Annotated in this window: 16 protein-coding genes; 8 read left to right on the forward strand and 8 right to left on the reverse strand. The window is 62.6% G+C overall.

Features of this window, described 5'->3' with window-relative positions:
• Positions 1-77 precede the first annotated feature (77 nt).
• From rho to EY713_RS06130, 6 genes are all read right to left on the reverse strand, one after another.
• On the reverse strand, positions 78-1346 hold the full coding sequence (gene rho / locus EY713_RS06105) for a transcription termination factor Rho (RefSeq protein WP_131114022.1): 1269 nt from the start codon (positions 1344-1346) through the stop codon (positions 78-80).
• 227 nt (positions 1347-1573) lie between these two features.
• Positions 1574-2818, reverse strand: a complete 1245-nt coding sequence (locus EY713_RS06110; RefSeq protein WP_131114023.1) for a DUF4167 domain-containing protein — start codon at positions 2816-2818, stop codon at positions 1574-1576.
• A 445-nt stretch (positions 2819-3263) separates the two neighbouring features.
• Positions 3264-3752 carry a hypothetical protein gene (locus EY713_RS06115; RefSeq protein WP_131114024.1) on the reverse strand — a complete coding sequence of 163 codons (489 nt, stop codon included), beginning with the start codon at positions 3750-3752 and terminating at the stop codon, positions 3264-3266.
• A 27-nt stretch (positions 3753-3779) separates the two neighbouring features.
• Positions 3780-5027: a dual-specificity RNA methyltransferase RlmN gene (gene rlmN, locus EY713_RS06120; RefSeq protein WP_131119344.1), complete on the reverse strand. Its 1248-nt coding sequence runs from the start codon at positions 5025-5027 to the stop codon at positions 3780-3782.
• Positions 5028-5062: 35 nt separating this feature from the next.
• Positions 5063-5554 carry a peroxiredoxin gene (locus EY713_RS06125; RefSeq protein WP_131114025.1) on the reverse strand — a complete coding sequence of 164 codons (492 nt, stop codon included), beginning with the start codon at positions 5552-5554 and terminating at the stop codon, positions 5063-5065.
• An 11-nt stretch (positions 5555-5565) separates the two neighbouring features.
• On the reverse strand, positions 5566-6429 hold the full coding sequence (locus EY713_RS06130; protein WP_165491046.1) for a protein-disulfide reductase DsbD domain-containing protein: 864 nt from the start codon (positions 6427-6429) through the stop codon (positions 5566-5568).
• A gap of 64 nt (positions 6430-6493) precedes the next feature.
• Here EY713_RS06130 and EY713_RS06135 point away from each other — a divergent pair, with 64 nt between their 5' ends.
• Complete coding sequence (locus tag EY713_RS06135) at positions 6494-7105, forward strand: YqgE/AlgH family protein (RefSeq protein ID WP_131114027.1); 612 nt, start codon at positions 6494-6496, stop codon at positions 7103-7105.
• A gap of 20 nt (positions 7106-7125) precedes the next feature.
• On the opposite strand, the gene EY713_RS06140 is transcribed toward EY713_RS06135, so the two are convergent.
• Entirely contained in the window at positions 7126-7881 is a 756-nt protein-coding gene (locus tag EY713_RS06140; protein ID WP_131114028.1) for a 16S rRNA (uracil(1498)-N(3))-methyltransferase, read from the reverse strand.
• Between the two features lie 122 nt (positions 7882-8003).
• On the opposite strand from EY713_RS06140, the gene EY713_RS06145 reads away from it, so the two are divergent.
• The 3 genes from EY713_RS06145 (at position 8004) to EY713_RS06155 (ending at position 11226) form a co-directional block, all read left to right on the forward strand.
• Positions 8004-8465, forward strand: a complete 462-nt coding sequence (locus EY713_RS06145) for a hypothetical protein (protein WP_131114029.1) — start codon at positions 8004-8006, stop codon at positions 8463-8465.
• Between the two features lie 44 nt (positions 8466-8509).
• Positions 8510-9442, forward strand: coding sequence for a 4-hydroxybenzoate octaprenyltransferase (gene ubiA, locus EY713_RS06150; protein ID WP_131114030.1), 933 nt, complete (start codon positions 8510-8512; stop codon positions 9440-9442).
• Positions 9443-9588: 146 nt separating this feature from the next.
• Positions 9589-11226 (forward strand): DHA2 family efflux MFS transporter permease subunit, encoded by a 1638-nt coding sequence (locus tag EY713_RS06155; RefSeq protein WP_131114031.1) that lies wholly within the window; start codon positions 9589-9591, stop codon positions 11224-11226.
• Positions 11227-11246: 20 nt separating this feature from the next.
• On the opposite strand, the gene EY713_RS06160 is transcribed toward EY713_RS06155, so the two are convergent.
• A complete protein-coding gene (locus EY713_RS06160; RefSeq protein WP_131119346.1) occupies positions 11247-11720 on the reverse strand; it encodes a DUF2244 domain-containing protein in 474 nt (157 codons plus the stop codon).
• A 103-nt stretch (positions 11721-11823) separates the two neighbouring features.
• Here EY713_RS06160 and nth point away from each other — a divergent pair, with 103 nt between their 5' ends.
• The 4 genes from nth to EY713_RS06180 all read left to right on the forward strand — a co-directional run bounded on the left by nth (position 11824) and on the right by EY713_RS06180 (position 15434).
• Positions 11824-12537 (forward strand): endonuclease III, encoded by a 714-nt coding sequence (gene nth, locus EY713_RS06165; protein ID WP_425374340.1) that lies wholly within the window; start codon positions 11824-11826, stop codon positions 12535-12537.
• A 199-nt stretch (positions 12538-12736) separates the two neighbouring features.
• Positions 12737-13429: a glutathione S-transferase family protein gene (locus EY713_RS23095; RefSeq protein ID WP_131114033.1), complete on the forward strand. Its 693-nt coding sequence runs from the start codon at positions 12737-12739 to the stop codon at positions 13427-13429.
• Between the two features lie 71 nt (positions 13430-13500).
• Complete coding sequence (gene queG / locus EY713_RS06175) at positions 13501-14553, forward strand: tRNA epoxyqueuosine(34) reductase QueG (RefSeq protein ID WP_245572981.1); 1053 nt, start codon at positions 13501-13503, stop codon at positions 14551-14553.
• Complete coding sequence (locus EY713_RS06180) at positions 14550-15434, forward strand: NAD-dependent epimerase/dehydratase family protein (protein WP_131114035.1); 885 nt, start codon at positions 14550-14552, stop codon at positions 15432-15434. The genes queG and EY713_RS06180 overlap by 4 nt, the downstream gene beginning before the upstream one ends.
• The last annotated feature ends 15 nt before the right edge of the window (positions 15435-15449 follow it).

Here is a 15449-nt window from a genome sequence, read left to right on the forward strand (position 1 = left end):
AGCCACGGCAGCTTGGATGCTGCCGTGGCCAGTAGGATATCAACAACTCGTCATCGAAGCTGACGTGAAACGCTCGATCAGGTGTTCATGGATTCGAAGAAGGTCGCATTGCCCTTCGGCGTCTCGCGAAGCTTGCCGAGCAGGAATTCGATCGCATCGACCGTTCCCATCGGGTTGAGGATCCGGCGCAGCACATACATCTTCTTGAGGATGTCGGGCGGGCACAGAAGCTCTTCCTTGCGGGTCCCCGAGCGGGTGATATCGATCGAGGGGAAGATCCGCTTGTCCGCGACCTTCCGGTCGAGAATGATTTCCGAGTTACCGGTGCCTTTGAACTCTTCGAAGATCACCTCATCCATGCGCGAGCCGGTATCGATCAGGGCCGTCGCGATGATGGTCAGCGAACCGCCCTCTTCGATATTACGGGCCGCGCCGAAGAATCGCTTCGGCCGCTGTAACGCATTGGCATCCACACCGCCGGTCAGCACCTTGCCCGAGGACGGCACGACAGTGTTGTAGGCGCGCCCGAGACGCGTGATCGAGTCGAGCAGAATGACGACGTCGCGGCCATGTTCGACAAGGCGCTTGGCCTTCTCGATCACCATTTCGGCGACTTGCACGTGACGAACCGCCGGCTCGTCGAAGGTCGATGCGACGACCTCCCCCTTCACCGAACGCTGCATATCGGTCACTTCTTCGGGCCTCTCATCGATCAGCAGCACGATCAGATAGCATTCGGGATGATTGGTCGTGACCGACTGCGCGATGTTCTGCAGCAGCACGGTCTTGCCTGTCCGCGGCGGTGCGACGATCAAGGCGCGCTGGCCCTTACCGATCGGCGACACGACGTCGATCACGCGGGACGAGAAGTCCTTGCGGGTCGGATCTTCCATCTCGAGCTTCAACCGCGAATCCGGATAAAGCGGGGTCAGATTGTCGAAGTGGACCTTATGCCGGATCTTCTCCGGATCGTCGAAATTGATCGTGCCGACCTTCAGCAACGCGAAATATCGCTCGCCTTCCTTCGGGCTGCGGATCAGGCCTTCGACGGTATCGCCCGTTCGGAGACCGAAGCGCCGGATCTGCGACGGCGAGACGTAGATGTCGTCCGGTCCGGCTAAGTAATTGGCGTCGGACGACCGGAGGAAGCCGAAGCCATCCTGCAGGACCTCGACGACACCCTCACCGATGATTTCGATCTCTCGACTGGCGAGTTGCTTGAGAATCGCAAACATCAATTCCTGCTTTCGCATGATCGATGCGTTTTCGACCTCGTGCTCCTCGGCGAAAGCCAGGAGCTCGGTCGGCGACTTGAGCTTGAGATCCTTGAGTTTGATTTCCCGCATGGGAAGAAAGTCCTTGGCGCAGCGCCGTTGCGGCGGAGCTTATACGGAGAGGAAAAGCCGAAGCGGGAGACCCTGGGGAAGGGCGGCTCGGCGGGGGAGATCATCGGGTCTCGGCTGCGGTACCGAGGCGAAACTGATGAGAGGCGGGAGCATCAGAATAAAAGCGAAGCGACGGGCTGGCAAGATCACCGGGCTCGTCGCCCCCAAGTTGCTGGCGGAGGCGCGCCCTATTCGGCGGACGCCTTGTCGCCGGCCGCAGCCTTGCGAACCGCTTCGTCGGCATCGATTTCGGCGCGTGTCCGACGTCGGCGACGGGCCCTGACCGGAAACTTCTCGCCGTCCGTCGGTGCATCGGGAAGATAACCGTCCGAGGCGTCATCGTTTGATGATGCGCTTCGTCGCGATTGTTGATCGGACGATGGCTCCACATCGGATGGCGTCGGCATCACCGATCGGACCGGTGCCGTAATGAAGGCTGGCAGTCCCACGGTTTCCACGATCGGCTGGGGCGTCGCTTGCTGCGGCCGGGTTTCGATTGCGGCCGGGCGGGTCTCGATTACCTGATCGCGCACGGGTTGTTCGCGCTGCGGCTCGATCGCCGGACGCTGTCCGTCGCGCTGATCCTGATATTCTGACGTCTGCGTCTCACGCGCATTCTGCTCGCGATACGGCTGTTGTTGCTGCTGCTGATCGCGCGGCTGGAACTCGCCACGCGGTTGAAACTCGCGCGGCTGTTGAAACTCACGCGGTTGCCCATCGCGCTGCTGCCGCGGCCCGCGATTGTTCCGGTCATTCCGGTCGTTCCGGTTATTGCGGTCGTAATTATTGCCGTTGTTATTGTTGCCCCGGTCGGGCCGATCGCCTTGATAAGGTCGGTCGAATTGCTGACGCTCCGGGCGCTCGCCGCCCCGCTCCTGATTGTAGCGCTCGGGCGCGCGCTCTTGGCGCTCGCCATTGTTGCGCTCGCCGGTGTTGCGCTCAGCGTTGTTCCGGTCGCCATTATAGGACGGTCGTTCGTTGCCGCCGCCATTATACGGCTGGCGTTCGCCTCCGTTCAGCCCCTGTCGATCGTTGTAGGGCTGCGGCGAGGCGACGGGTTGCGGCGGTACCCGTTCTGGCGGAGAGGCGAACCGGTCGGGCAGAGCACTGAAGTCATCGTCGTCGTCCTCGTCGACTTCGACCTCCCCAACAGCGCGCACATAGCCAACCTGAGACTGAGCCTGAGCCAATTGGGCGGTCGCGATCAGGCGGAAATAGTGTTCCGCGTGTTGAAGATAGCTCTCCGCCGCGACAGGGTCGCCGGACGATTGTGCATCCCGAGCCAACTGCAGATATTTTTCTGCAACATGATGGGCGGTTCCCCGGATTTTAACGTCCGGACCATTGGACTCGTAAGAGCGCGTGAGCGGATTAGGACCCTTCCGGTTGTTCGGATTGCGGCCCCGCATGCGCTTGTTCTGACCTGGTCTCATCGATCGTCCTTGGATCCCTGACGTTTGCCGGTTGTCGCCCCGAAAGGTCGCCCGGCGTCTCTGACTTCACCGCAAGGTTCGTGAAGTGAAATTGCAGCATGTCCGACGTGTCTGCCGCCAACACGATTGAACCCGGGACTTACGCTTCATCGAAGGGTCGTCCGCGTCCAAACATCACCAGCGACCGTTCCTTGATGTCAGTCCAATCATCAAGAAGAAGCGGCAGCCATATTCGCCAAATGTCGCTCACAACTCTTAAATGTTGCCTCACTAGGAGGTCCAACCATCGTAAAGAGAGAGGAAGCGGTGTATGTCGCTCAGCGTCGAGGATCCGCAGACCCTCTATAACCCCGATTTCAAGCTGCAAATTAATGACTTCGATTCGAAACGCAACCCCCATCCAGCAAATTTGATGGTTTGATGCACGAGTTTAGGGCGATGAGCGTCAGCCGGGTTCGGCAGCGGACCGGCCCGCCAGCAACCAATAAAGCGCTCCACCTACCGTCCCGCTGAGAAACGCGGCCAGAAGAAAACGGCTCTCGAGGAGAAGCGCAGCCTCGCTGGACGCAACTGGATCGACCTGCAGGATGACGCGAAGGAGCGCCGGTCCCGCGGCCGCGATCCCTCCCGCAACAGCGGCGTAGAGCGTCAATGATCGGCTTCCTGTCACCTCGCCCACCACAGCCGCAACGACGATGGGGCCGAAGCCCATCACAGCCGCGCCGGCCCAGGCAAAGCCGATCATGGCCGTGAACACCTCGCCCGCATTCCCATTCGACATGGCCGTGACGATGCTCAGGAGGCTCACAATGGCGATGCTGGAGGCAGGTGGAAGCGTGAGGGTCTCGTAGAGCAGTGCCCCGCCCAGCGCCGCCAACACGCCAGTGCCTGCCACGATTACCCCGACGCAGACCATCAGGGTTCGGCGCATCACGACGGTGCTGCAGGTCGATGCGCCGGGCTAATCCGCATCCACCGCAGGATCCGCTGTCCCGTCGAGCATGAGCCTCGCCCGCGCCCGGAGCTTCTCGGTCTCGCTCTTGAGCTGTCCGCAGGCCGCCAGGATATCGCGTCCGCGCGGCGTGCGAACCGGGCTCGCATAGCCCGCATTGAAAACGATGTCCGAGAAGGTCTCGATGGTCGACCAGTCCGAACATTCGTAGCGGGTGCCGGGCCAGGGGTTGAAGGGGATCAAATTGATCTTGGCCGGAATGCCCTTCAGCAGCCGAACCAACTCCCGCGCGTCCCGGGGCGAATCGTTGACGCCTTTCAACATGACGTATTCGAACGTTATCCGTCGGGCATTCGAGGCGCCGGGATAGGTCCGGCATGCTTCGAGCAGCATCTCGATTGGATATTTCTTGTTCAGCGGGACGAGTTCGTTGCGAAGGTCATCGCGAACCGCATGTAGCGAGATCGCCAGCATCGTGCCGACATCGTTGCCCAACGTCTCGATCTGCGGCACCACGCCGGACGTCGACACCGTGATACGCCGCCGCGACAACGACAGCCCATCACCATCGCTCATTGTGGCGACCGCGTCGCGAACCGCGTCGAGATTATACAGCGGTTCGCCCATTCCCATGAAGACGATATTCGACACCGCACGCGTCCCCGGCGGCGGCACAAGCCCGTCTGTCGGCGGCGTAAGGCCGGGGAAATCGCCGAGTCGATCGCGCGCGACGACGAGTTGCGCCACGATCTCACGAGATGTGAGATTGCGGACCAATTTCTGCGTGCCGGTGTGGCAGAAGGTGCATGTCAGCGTGCAGCCAACCTGGCTCGACACACACAAGGTTCCGCGATCGCTTTCCGGGATATACACGACCTCGACCTCGGCCGCCTTCTGCTGCCGTTGCAGGTCCGGCCCTGAGCCAAGATCATCGAGCCTGATCAGCCATTTGCGCGTTCCGTCGATGGACACCTGCTCGCTGACGATCGAGGGTCTCGCGAGCGAATAGGTTTCGGCGAGGCGGGTCCGGAGCGGCTTGGCGACATTGAGCATTCCATCGAAGCTGGTGAGCCCATGTCCATAGATCCACTGCCAGAGTTGCGCCCCGCGCATCCGAAGTTCACGCTCCGGCACGTCGATGGCGCGCAACGCCTCCGCCAACTCGGCGCGTGTCATGCCGAGGAGCGATATTTTTCGGGTTGGTTGCGCCTGCGAGATCAACCGAGGCGCAACCAGGGTGATGGCGGTCTGATCCATCAGCAATTGATCGGTCACCGGGGTTCCTCGTTTCCTTAAGCGCTCAGAGCGGCGAGCAGGGCCTTTGCCGAAGAGGCGTCGGCTCGCGAATTATTTTCTTCCACAGACAGGTGCTTCACCACGCCATCCTCGACCAGCATCGAATAGCGGTTCGAGCGAATCCCCATCCCACGTGCGCTTCCATCGAAATCCATGCCGATCGCCTTAGCGAATGTCGCGGCCCCATCGGCAAGAAATTCCAGCACGCCGGCGCCGCCGCTTGCCTTCGCCCAAGCATCCATGACGAACACGTCATTGACGGCCGTCACCGCAATCGCATCGACACCCTTTGCCTTCAGCGCCTCGGCATTGTCGAGATAGCCAGGAAGGTGGTTCTTGTGACAGGTCGGCGTGAACGCACCCGGCACAGCGAAGAGCACCACCGTCCGTCCCTTGAAGATGTCATCCGTGGTGCGAACCGATACCCCATCCGCGGTCATGACCGTGAACTCGGCCTGCGGCAGGCGATCACCGATTTGAATAGGCATAGGCGGCTCCATTAGGGTCTTGGTCCGGCGGTTCCGACATCCGACGCAACACGGCCCCGCACAGAGGTTTCGATCGCACCCGTCTTGTCGGTCAGCGTCAGTCGGAGGTCGATGGCGCGAATGTCGCTGCCGGTAGGTTGTTGAACGACGGTCAGCGGGAACGATACGGCGTTGCCGCCGGCATCGGATGCCGCACCGGATTGCACATACCACCCCTCTGGCGCTTCAACAAATAGGGACGCTCCGGTCGATGCGCGAGCCACGACGCTCAGCGACTTCAGATCGGCCGGATCGATCGTCACCCTGTCGATGGCCAAGCGATCCGGCGACTGAAGCGGCGTTTCACGTGGAACTTTCGCGAGCGCCTGCTGGACCTGCGCGATGTCGTCCGTCGAGCCGCTGTCCGTCAGGGTGAGATCGAGCATTGCGTGGACCGGCAGACATTGCGTGGCGCAAATGGCGTAGTCGACTGCCAGCTTCAGGGTCGCGGGCATTGCGGGCTCAATGCGTGTGAGGCGCACCGGAAACGTTACCTCGTCCTTGTAGCCGAACACCTCTGAACCAGCCTCGTCGAGTTTCAGGGGGGCAGGATACTCGACCTCGATATGGGCCACATTGGTCGATCCGGCCGTCGAAAATGTGGGAGGCGCTCCGGAATCGCCCGGTGTCCGCCAATAGGTAATGTAGCCGGGGTCGAGCCGGATCTCGAGCCCGAGCATCGACCCGGGCTGACCGGTGACCCGCCCCGCATCGATCAGCCGAACGGCCGAATGATCGCCCTGCACCCAGTCTGCCGACCCATCGGGGGCGGCCGCCCACGATGAAGTGGCCGCACTAGCGAGAAGCAGCGGGACCGCCAATATGAGAGGGGACAAGCGCTTTTTCGCTCGTCCCGAAACCGAGGCTTGTCGCCCTGGGCGTGGCGCGATTAGTCTGAGCATGATGACAAAATCTTCCAAAAACATCGACGACACTCACTTTCTCAGTGGGCATCTGCTGGTCGCTATGCCCGGCATGGCGGACGAGCGGTTCGATCGGGCCGTGATCTATCTCTGTGCACATTCGGCCGATGGCGCCATGGGCATCATCGTTAACCAACCCACCAATGCGGTGCGGTTCGCCGATCTCCTGGTTCAACTCGATGTGGTGGCCGAAGACGACGCGACCGACCTGAGCGATAAAGCCGCCGACGTTCCGGTGATCCAAGGGGGACCGGTCGAAACTGGACGGGGGTTCGTGCTGCATTCGGCAGATTACTTTGTCGATAGTTCGACGCTGCCGATCGACTCGGGCATTTCGTTGACCGCGACGGTCGATATCCTGCGCGCCATTGCGGAGGGCAGGGGGCCGGACCGTGCCGTTCTGGCGCTGGGTTACGCCGGCTGGGCTGCGGGACAACTCGAGACCGAGATGCAGGCCAATGGGTGGCTGCATTGCGCGGCCGACGATGCCATCGTGTTCGATCAGGCGCTCGACACGAAATACGACCGCGCGCTTCGCAAAATCGGCATCGATCCTGTGATGCTGTCATCCGAGGCCGGTCACGCCTGAGGCGAGGCGAGACGACCAGTTCACCCCGCGACGCGCCAATCCCCCAAAGCGGCTTGCACCAGCGTCAGTGCCGCGACGGCGGCGGTGTCGGCCCGTAGGATGCGTGGCCCGAGCCAAAGCCGCATCACATTCGGCAGGGCCAGCAGAGCCTGTCGCTCGTCTTCCGCAAAGCCGCCTTCCGGGCCGAGGAGAACCCCGACCGGCGCCGTCGGCGAGACCCCAGCAGGAGGGATGCCCAAGGCATTGCGGTGGTCCGCATCTTCATCGCAGAAGACAATCAGGTGATCGCTCGGCCAATCGGCGAGCCAAGCCTCAAACTTTCGCTCTTCCGTGATCATCGGGACGGCGAGGATGCCGCATTGCTCGGCCGCCTCGATCGCATTGGCGCGCATCCGGTCGAGATTGATGCGGCTGACTTGCGTGTGCCGCGTCATCACAGGATGCAGCACGCCGGCTCCCATCTCGACGGCCTTCTGAACCACGTAGTCGAGCCTGGCGTGTTTCAAGGGCGCGAAGCAATAATGGATGCGGCTCGGCACCGTCTGCTCGCGTGTTTGTTCGACCACATGGAGGATCGCTGCCTTGCGTCCGGTCGCCGCCAGGGTCGCGCGCCATTCGCCATGTTGCCCGTTGAAGATGAGCAGCGGATCGCCTTCGCTGAACCGAAGAACGTTCAGCAGATAGTTGGCCTGCTGACGGTCGAGCGGCAGAGCGACATCGCAAGCGAGGGGGGCGTCGACGAACAGCCGCTGCGAAGTAAAGTCGATACGAGCCACGAATCAGTCCTTGCCATCAAGACGCCTTTATTCGGCACTTTTTATCCGCTAGACAATCGAGATACAAAGACGTGCGTCGAGCGGCGTTCGCGGAGCAAGAGACCGACACGATGACAGACGGCATGTTTCAAGAGCTAACGGTCAAGACGGGCGTTTCTCGGAGCCTGCTGCGTGTTGCGGTCCTGGCGATCGCCGGCACTGCCTGTGCAAGCGCCGCCATGGCGGATTGCAATGACGACTTCGCCAAGCTGATGAGCAAGCGCATGAGCGAGATCGGCGCGCTAAACAAGATTTCCAAATCCAACGGCGGTAAGCTCGATCCGATCGCCGCATGCCCACGCTTGAAGAGCCTCTCGGCTGCCGAGGGCGAAGTCGTCAATTACATGACGAAGAACAAGGAATGGTGCGGCCTTCCGGACGATCTGATCGAGAAGATGACGGCGAGCCGCGCCAAAACTGCGAGCATTGCGGTCAAAGCCTGTAGCTTTGCGGTCAAGATGAAGCAGGCTCAACAGCAACAGGCCCAGCAGGCGCAGCAGGGGCAACAGGAACAAGCCGTCAAGTTGCCGACCGGCCCCCTGTAAAGGCTTGTCGCGCACGAGGCGAGCCACGATAGCGGGTTCCGACGATGGCTGAGCCGAATGCCTACGCGTTGCCCGATACGACGGGCCATTGGGTCATTCGCTACTCGCCCGAAGCATGGCGTCCCTATCTTCAGCTCGCGCGGATCGATCGACCGATCGGTTGGCAATTGTTGCTCCTGCCGTGCCTATGGGGCGCGGCTTTGGCAGGGGTCGCGGCCCATCGGGCGCCGGATCTTTTGCAGATCCTCCTATTTGCGGTCGGCTCGATCGCCATGCGAGGCGCGGGATCGACCTTCAACGACATCGTCGATCGAGATATTGATCTCCAGGTAGAGCGCACCCGAAACCGGCCGATTCCGAGCGGCCGCGTCACCCGCAAGCAGGCTGCGGTCTTTCTGGTCGTCCAGATCCTGATTGGGCTGGCGGTGCTGCTCTGCTTCAATCATTTCACAATCGCGCTCGCCTGTGCGTCGTTGGTGATCGTCGCGCTTTATCCCTTCGCCAAGCGGGTTTCATCTTGGCCCCAAGCCGTCTTGGGGCTGGCTTTTGCCTGGGGTGCGCTGGTCGCCTGGGCCGCCGTTTTCGGCTCGCTGGCTTGGGCGCCCATTTTGCTCTACGCCGCTGCGATCTTCTGGACCATCGGCTATGATACGATCTACGCGTTGCAGGATCGGACCGATGATGCGGTGGTCGGCATCGGTTCGACGGCTCTGTTCTTCGGCGACAAGGTGCGGTTCGGCGTCGGAGCGCTCTATGCCGTCGCGCTCGCGCTCGCGGTCGGGGCCGTCACCCTCGCGGGGGGCGGGGTCTGGGCTTGGCTCGGTGTCGCGGCCTTCGGCTGTCACCTCGCTTGGCAGGTTTTCCGGATCGCGCCAGAGAGCACGACCCGGTCGCTCGATCTTTTCCGCGCCAATCGTTATGCGGGGTTGATGCTTTTCGTTGGCCTCGCGGTCCAAGCCCTGTCGGATCGGCTCTAGCCTCAAGCACCCGTGACAATCCATGTCACCCGCGACCGGGAACCTTGAGCGCAACGGTTTGGTTCGCCTTCGCATCCAGTGGTTCTTGAGGGCCGTCGCCCGGCTCGTGGCGAAAGACCCTCGTCGTCTCGCGAGTAAGCCCGTCGATGAGAAGCAGTTCCGTGCCGAAGAGCCACGCCAAACCGGCGGTGGCCTCAAAACCGAAACAGACAGGCGCGGAGCTCAAGGGTGTCAACCCATGGGTCATCGCCAGCATTGTGTCGATCGCGACCTTCATGGAGGTGCTCGACACGACAATCGCCAATGTGGCGCTCCGCTATATTGCGGGCGGCTTGGCTGTCGGGCCGGATGAGGCCGCCTGGGTCGTCACGACTTATCTGGTCGCCAATGCGATCGTGCTGTGTGCCAGCGGCTGGATCTCGAAGGCCTTCGGTCGTAAGCGTTTTTTCCTCGTCTGCCTCGCCCTCTTCTCGATCAGTTCGGTGTTATGTGGGCTCGCCTGGAGCCTGCCGTCCCTGCTCTTGTTCCGCATCATGCAGGGTCTTGCGGGTGGCGGCATGACACCGGTGGCGCAGTCCATCCTGGCGGCGGCGTTCCCGCCCGAAAAGCGCGGCCAAGGCTTTGCCCTCTACGGCATCGCGGTGGTGGTCGCTCCGGTTGTCGGTCCGACGCTCGGGGGCTGGCTGAGTGACAATTATTCCTGGCACTGGTGCTTTCTGATCAATGCTCCGGTCGGCATCGCCTGCATCCTCCTGGTGCATTTCTACATCCCGGATTCCGCCAAGGAGATCGCCGATCGTGCCAAGCTCTGGGCCAAGGGGCTCCGCTTCGACTACATCGGCTTCATCCTGATCGCGACGTTCCTCGGCGCCTTGGAAGTCGTGCTCGACCGCGGGCAGGAGGATGACTGGTTCGGCTCCGGCTTCATCATCACGTTCGCGGTCATCACGGCACTGTCGTTGATCCTGTTCATCCCGTGGGAGCTGACCCGCAAGGATCCGGTAATCGACCTCAAGATGCTGGCGGGGCGGCAGTTCGGGGCGTGCTTCCTCGTGATGCTCGCGACGGGCGCGATTCTGATCGCCACCACACAATTTCTTCCGCAGCTGCTGCAAGACTATTACGGCTACACCGCAACCCTGGCAGGGCTGGCGCTGTCGCCCGGTGGCCTTGTCACCATGTTCATGATGTTCGTCGTCGGGCGCATCTCCGGGCTGGTGCAGCCGAAATATCTTATCGCGGTCGGGGCGCTCATCGTGGCGCTGGCGATGTATTATTTGACCAATATCTACGCCGACAACAGCTTCGAGTTCTTCGTGTGGTCACGCGTCTATATCGGCATGGGCTTGCCGCTGATCTTCATTCCGATCACGACGGCGTCTTACGATGGCATCCCGCCCGAGAAGACCGATCAAGCCTCCGCGCTCATCAACATGGCGCGAAACCTCGGCGGCTCGATGGGGGTCTCGCTCGCGCAGACCGTGTTGGCCCGCCGGGAGCAGTTCCACCAGAGCCGCCTCGTCGAGACGGTTGGCTCATGGAACCCGTTCTATGGCGAGACCCTCAATCGAGCGACGCAATATTATGCAAACCAAGGGGGTGGCGGGGGCACACCCTCACAGAAGGCCGTGGGCTGGATCGGGCAGCAGGTTCAGACGCAGGCGGCATTTCTGGCCTATATCGATGTATTTTACGCGTTGGCGATCGTGTCGGCCGTCGCGGTGCCACTCGCCCTGACGCTACGATCCGTCAAAGCCGGTAAAGCGCCAGCCGGCGCGCATTGACGGGGAAGCTTCAGCCCCTGTCAGGAGAGGCGCATTCCGGCGCGCGCCTGCGCGAGACCGCGCGACAATCGATCGGCGAATTTCGCCTTCTGGTCCGGACCGAGAAACGATGCGACTTCGAGCCGTTGCCCGCGCGAGACGACATCGATCCGCATGGTGCCATAATCTTCATGCTCGTCGCGCTGCAGCCGCACCCAAGAGGGGTTGAACCGCCATTCGGCTCGAAGACCCTTGGGGCTCACCTTGGCGACCGAGAGTTCGAGAACCGTCAGGGTCACGTCTTCATAGGCGCGAGCCTGCCGAAAACTGGCCTTGAACGCGATATAGACCGCGAGCACATCGAGCCCCATGAAGCCGGCGACCGGCCAGGCTCCCATCATCACGAAGGGGAGGCTCGCCACCACGCCGCCCGCGCCAACGGCTCCGAGCAGGACGTGAAACTGCTTCCGGCTGAGGGAGCGGTGCGGGCGCAACCGTTCGGACAGGATCGGCATGTCGGCTGGATCGATCGGTTGATCGGGGACGTGAGACACGATCGACCTCGCGGCTTGTTCTCGAACTGCCGTGGAGTATAAGACCGCGATGGCTCGAGGAAAGATGCGGCTCTCGCCCAAGCTCGGCAAAGGGCGTCAATCGGCGACCATGTCGCAGGCAGAGATGACGCGGATCGACGCCATCTTCACGCGGTTTCGCGAGCGCGATCCCGCCCCCGTGACCGAACTGATCTATATGACGCCGTTCAGCCTCCTGGTTGCGGTCGTGCTTTCGGCCCAGGCCACGGACGTGAGCGTCAACAAGGCGACGCCGGCTTTGTTCGCTCGCGCTGCCGATCCGGCCGCCATGGTGGCGCTGGGCGAAGCGCAGGTGCGCGATGCGATCAAGACGATCGGGCTTTACAACATGAAGGCCAAGAACGTCGTGGCCTTGAGCGAAAGACTGCTCCTTGATCATGCGGGCGAGGTGCCGCGCGACCGCGCCGCGCTTGAAGCGCTGCCAGGGGTCGGAACGAAAACGGCCGCCGTGGTGATGAACGCCTTATGGGGGGAGCCGACGATCGCGGTCGACACCCATGTGTTCCGCGTCTCGAATCGCTTGCCGCTTGCGGTCGGCAAGACGGCAGATGCTGTCGAGGCCGGATTGATGCAGGTCATCCCGGACGCCTTCAAGCCGCATGCCCACCACTGGCTGATCCTGCACGGCCGCTATACCTGCACGGCGCGACGGCCCGCCTGTCCGACCTGTCTCGTGCGCGACCTCTGTCTGTGGCCGGACAAGACAGTGGCGCCGCCGCAACGCGGGGTTGAAGCCTAGAAAGGCTCGGCCTATAGGGTCACAGTCTTTCGCGTGAGATCGGGCGATGATGCCGATGACCCGGCCCACTTCTCATCCTTAACGCTGACTTAACGGCTTCGGGCGACAAGCAGACACCCAAGACGTGGCTCGTGTCGTTGCGGGCCGATCCACTCGAACGCCATGCCCTCTCCTACGGCTGGCCGGTCTTCAGGGCGACATGACGGACCTCTATCATTATCCCCTTTGCCCGCATTCGCGTTACGTCCGACTTGTTCTCGGGGAGCTCGGTATCGAGCCGCAATTGATCGAGGAGCGGGCATTCGACCGGCGTGAGGAGTTCCTTCTGATGAACCCGGCCGGAACCACCCCGGTGTTGGTGGAAGACGCCTTGCCGCCGGTGCCGGGCTGGGCGCCGATCGGCGAATATCTCGATGAAACGCGCGGGTTGGCGCTGGGCCCTCAACGTCTGCTGCCCGACGATCCCGCTGGACGTGTGGAAGTGCGTCGATTGCTGGATTGGTTCAACATCAAATTCTTCAACGAAGTGTCGAGCCATCTCGTGACCGAGAAGGTCTATAAGCGCTTCATGAGCTACGATCAGGGTGGCGGGGCGCCCGACATGGACATCGTGCGGGTGGCACGCGCCAACATCCGCTACCACATGCGCTATATCGGGTATCTGATCCGCACCCGAAACTGGCTCGCGGGGGAGACCATGACCTATGCGGATCTGGCGGCGGCGGCGCATCTGTCGACGATGGACTTCCTGGGCGACGTGCCATGGGCCGAAGACGAGACCGCGAAGGCCTGGTATGTTCGGGTGAAGTCGCGTCCGGCCTTTCGCGCGCTGCTGGCCGATCGGGTGCCGGGCATCACACCGAGTCCGATCTACGCCGACCTGGATTTTTGACCCAGGTCCCGACGCTCAGACAACGTTTGGACGCCAAAGCGACCGAGCTCGGCTTCGATTCCTGCCGCATCGTGGGGCCCGACGCGATCCCCGACGCCCCCGAGCGCCTGGCGAGGTGGTTGGCCGAGGGTCACCACGGCGACATGGGCTGGATGGCCGAGACAGCGGCTCGCCGCAGCAATCCCCGTGTTCTATGGCCGGCGGTGCGGAGCATCGTCATGCTCGGCACCAATTACGGACCGGCTGTCGACCCGCTCGCGACGCTCAGTCGGCGCAACAAAGGTGCGATCTCGGTCTATGCGCGCCATCGCGATTACCATGATGTGATCAAGGGCAAGCTCAAACATCTCGCAACATGGCTGGCGCGGGCGTCGGACGAGGAGGCGGCCGTCAAGGTCTTCGTCGATACGGCCCCGGTGATGGAAAAGCCTCTGGCGGCCGCCGCGGGCGTCGGCTGGCAAGGCAAGCATACCAATCTGGTGTCGCGCGATTTCGGCTCCTGGCTGTTTCTCGGCTCAATCTTCACGACGCTGGATCTCGCCGTCGACACCGCGATGGCGGACCATTGCGGATCGTGCCGCGCCTGCCTCGACATCTGCCCGACCAAGGCCTTTCCGGCCCCATACCGCCTCGACGCCCGCCGCTGCATCTCCTATCTGACAATCGAACATCAGGGTCACATCGACCGGCATTTTCGTCCCGCAATCGGCAACCGCATCTATGGTTGCGATGATTGTCTCGCCGTGTGCCCTTGGAATAAATTCGCGGAGGTGTCGCGCGAGGCCAAATTGACGGCGCGCGCGGATCTCGCCGAGCCCTCCCTGGCGGATCTCGTCGACCTCGACGATGCGGCGTTCCGGGTCTTCTTCTCCGGCAGTCCCATCAAGCGGATCGGACACGCGCGCTTTCTCCGAAATGTCCTGATCGCGATCGGGAATTCGGGCGATCGCTCGCTTGCGCCGCATGCCGTCGCGCGGTTGCGCCACGCCTCGCCGCTGGTGCGCGCCATGGCGGTGTGGGCGCTGCACCGTCTCATCGGCGGCGCCGCTCTGCGACAACAGGCCGGCGAGACCGTCCGGCAAGACCCCGATATCGATGTTCGCGCCGAATGGGAGGCCGCATGAGCCTGTTTGTGTTTGGGATCGGTTATACGGCCGGGCACTACCTCGGCGACGCGCGCAGCCTTGAGATTGATGGCCCCGCGATCGGGACGGTGCGAACGGCCGACAAAGTCGAGGCACTCGGGCGCAAGGGACAAGCGGCGCTTGTGTTCGACGATGGTCATGCCGATCCGGCGATCGAGACCGCTTTGGCGCAGGCCGATCGCCTGCTGGTCAGCGTCCAGCCCGGCCTGAGCGGCGATTCTGTCCTGTCGCGCTTTACGGATGCCATCGCGGCCTCCCGGCTCGCCAGCATCGTCTATCTGTCGACCATCGGGGTCTATGGCGATCACGGGGGCGCGTGGATCGATGAAACCACCCCGGCGGAGCCGCTCAGCGAGCGCGGTCGAGCCCGCGTGGCGGTCGAGAACGCTTGGTTGTCACTTGGTCAACGTACCGGAAAGTCCGTCCAAATTCTGCGGTTGGCCGGCATCTACGGGCCGGGGCGCAACGCGCTTGACGATCTTCGCCAGGGCGACGCCAGGCGCATCGATAAACCAGGTCAGGTGTTCAACCGCATCCATGTCGGTGATATCGGCCGCGCGATCGGGCAAGCCTTCGTGTTCAGGGGGGGATGCCGTGTGTGGAACGTCACCGACGACGAGCCCGCCCCCGCCCCGGAGGTGGTGGCCTATGCGGCGCGGCTGATGGGTCTCGAGCCGCCACCCCTGATCCCCTTCGGTGACGCCCCGCTCTCGCCGATGGCACGGAGCTTCTACGCGGCAAACCGACGTGTCTCGAACCGCGCGCTCACGCAAGACCTTGGGGTGACGCTTGCCTATCCGACGTACCGGGAAGGGCTGAGCGCCCTTTGGGCCGCCGGCGAAGGACGCGGGCCGGTCTGATGGCCGTGGCGACTC

Origin of the sequence: Lichenihabitans psoromatis (assembly GCF_004323635.1) — a bacterium.
Lineage (GTDB): Bacteria > Pseudomonadota > Alphaproteobacteria > Rhizobiales > Beijerinckiaceae > Lichenihabitans > Lichenihabitans psoromatis.

Coding starts and splice junctions, on each gene's coding strand:
- rho (WP_131114022.1), bottom strand. CDS start 1,346: ATGCGGGAAATCAAACTCAAGGATCTCAAGCTCAAGTCGCCGACCGAG.
- EY713_RS23095 (WP_131114033.1), top strand. CDS start 12,737: ATGACGGACCTCTATCATTATCCCCTTTGCCCGCATTCGCGTTACGTC.
- rlmN (WP_131119344.1), bottom strand. CDS start 5,027: ATGGATCAGACCGCCATCACCCTGGTTGCGCCTCGGTTGATCTCGCAG.
- EY713_RS06155 (WP_131114031.1), top strand. CDS start 9,589: ATGAGAAGCAGTTCCGTGCCGAAGAGCCACGCCAAACCGGCGGTGGCC.
- nth (WP_425374340.1), top strand. CDS start 11,824: ATGCGGCTCTCGCCCAAGCTCGGCAAAGGGCGTCAATCGGCGACCATG.
- EY713_RS06110 (WP_131114023.1), bottom strand. CDS start 2,818: ATGAGACCAGGTCAGAACAAGCGCATGCGGGGCCGCAATCCGAACAAC.
- EY713_RS06135 (WP_131114027.1), top strand. CDS start 6,494: ATGATGACAAAATCTTCCAAAAACATCGACGACACTCACTTTCTCAGT.
- ubiA (WP_131114030.1), top strand. CDS start 8,510: ATGGCTGAGCCGAATGCCTACGCGTTGCCCGATACGACGGGCCATTGG.
- EY713_RS06125 (WP_131114025.1), bottom strand. CDS start 5,554: ATGCCTATTCAAATCGGTGATCGCCTGCCGCAGGCCGAGTTCACGGTC.
- EY713_RS06145 (WP_131114029.1), top strand. CDS start 8,004: ATGTTTCAAGAGCTAACGGTCAAGACGGGCGTTTCTCGGAGCCTGCTG.
- EY713_RS06160 (WP_131119346.1), bottom strand. CDS start 11,720: ATGCCGATCCTGTCCGAACGGTTGCGCCCGCACCGCTCCCTCAGCCGG.
- EY713_RS06180 (WP_131114035.1), top strand. CDS start 14,550: ATGAGCCTGTTTGTGTTTGGGATCGGTTATACGGCCGGGCACTACCTC.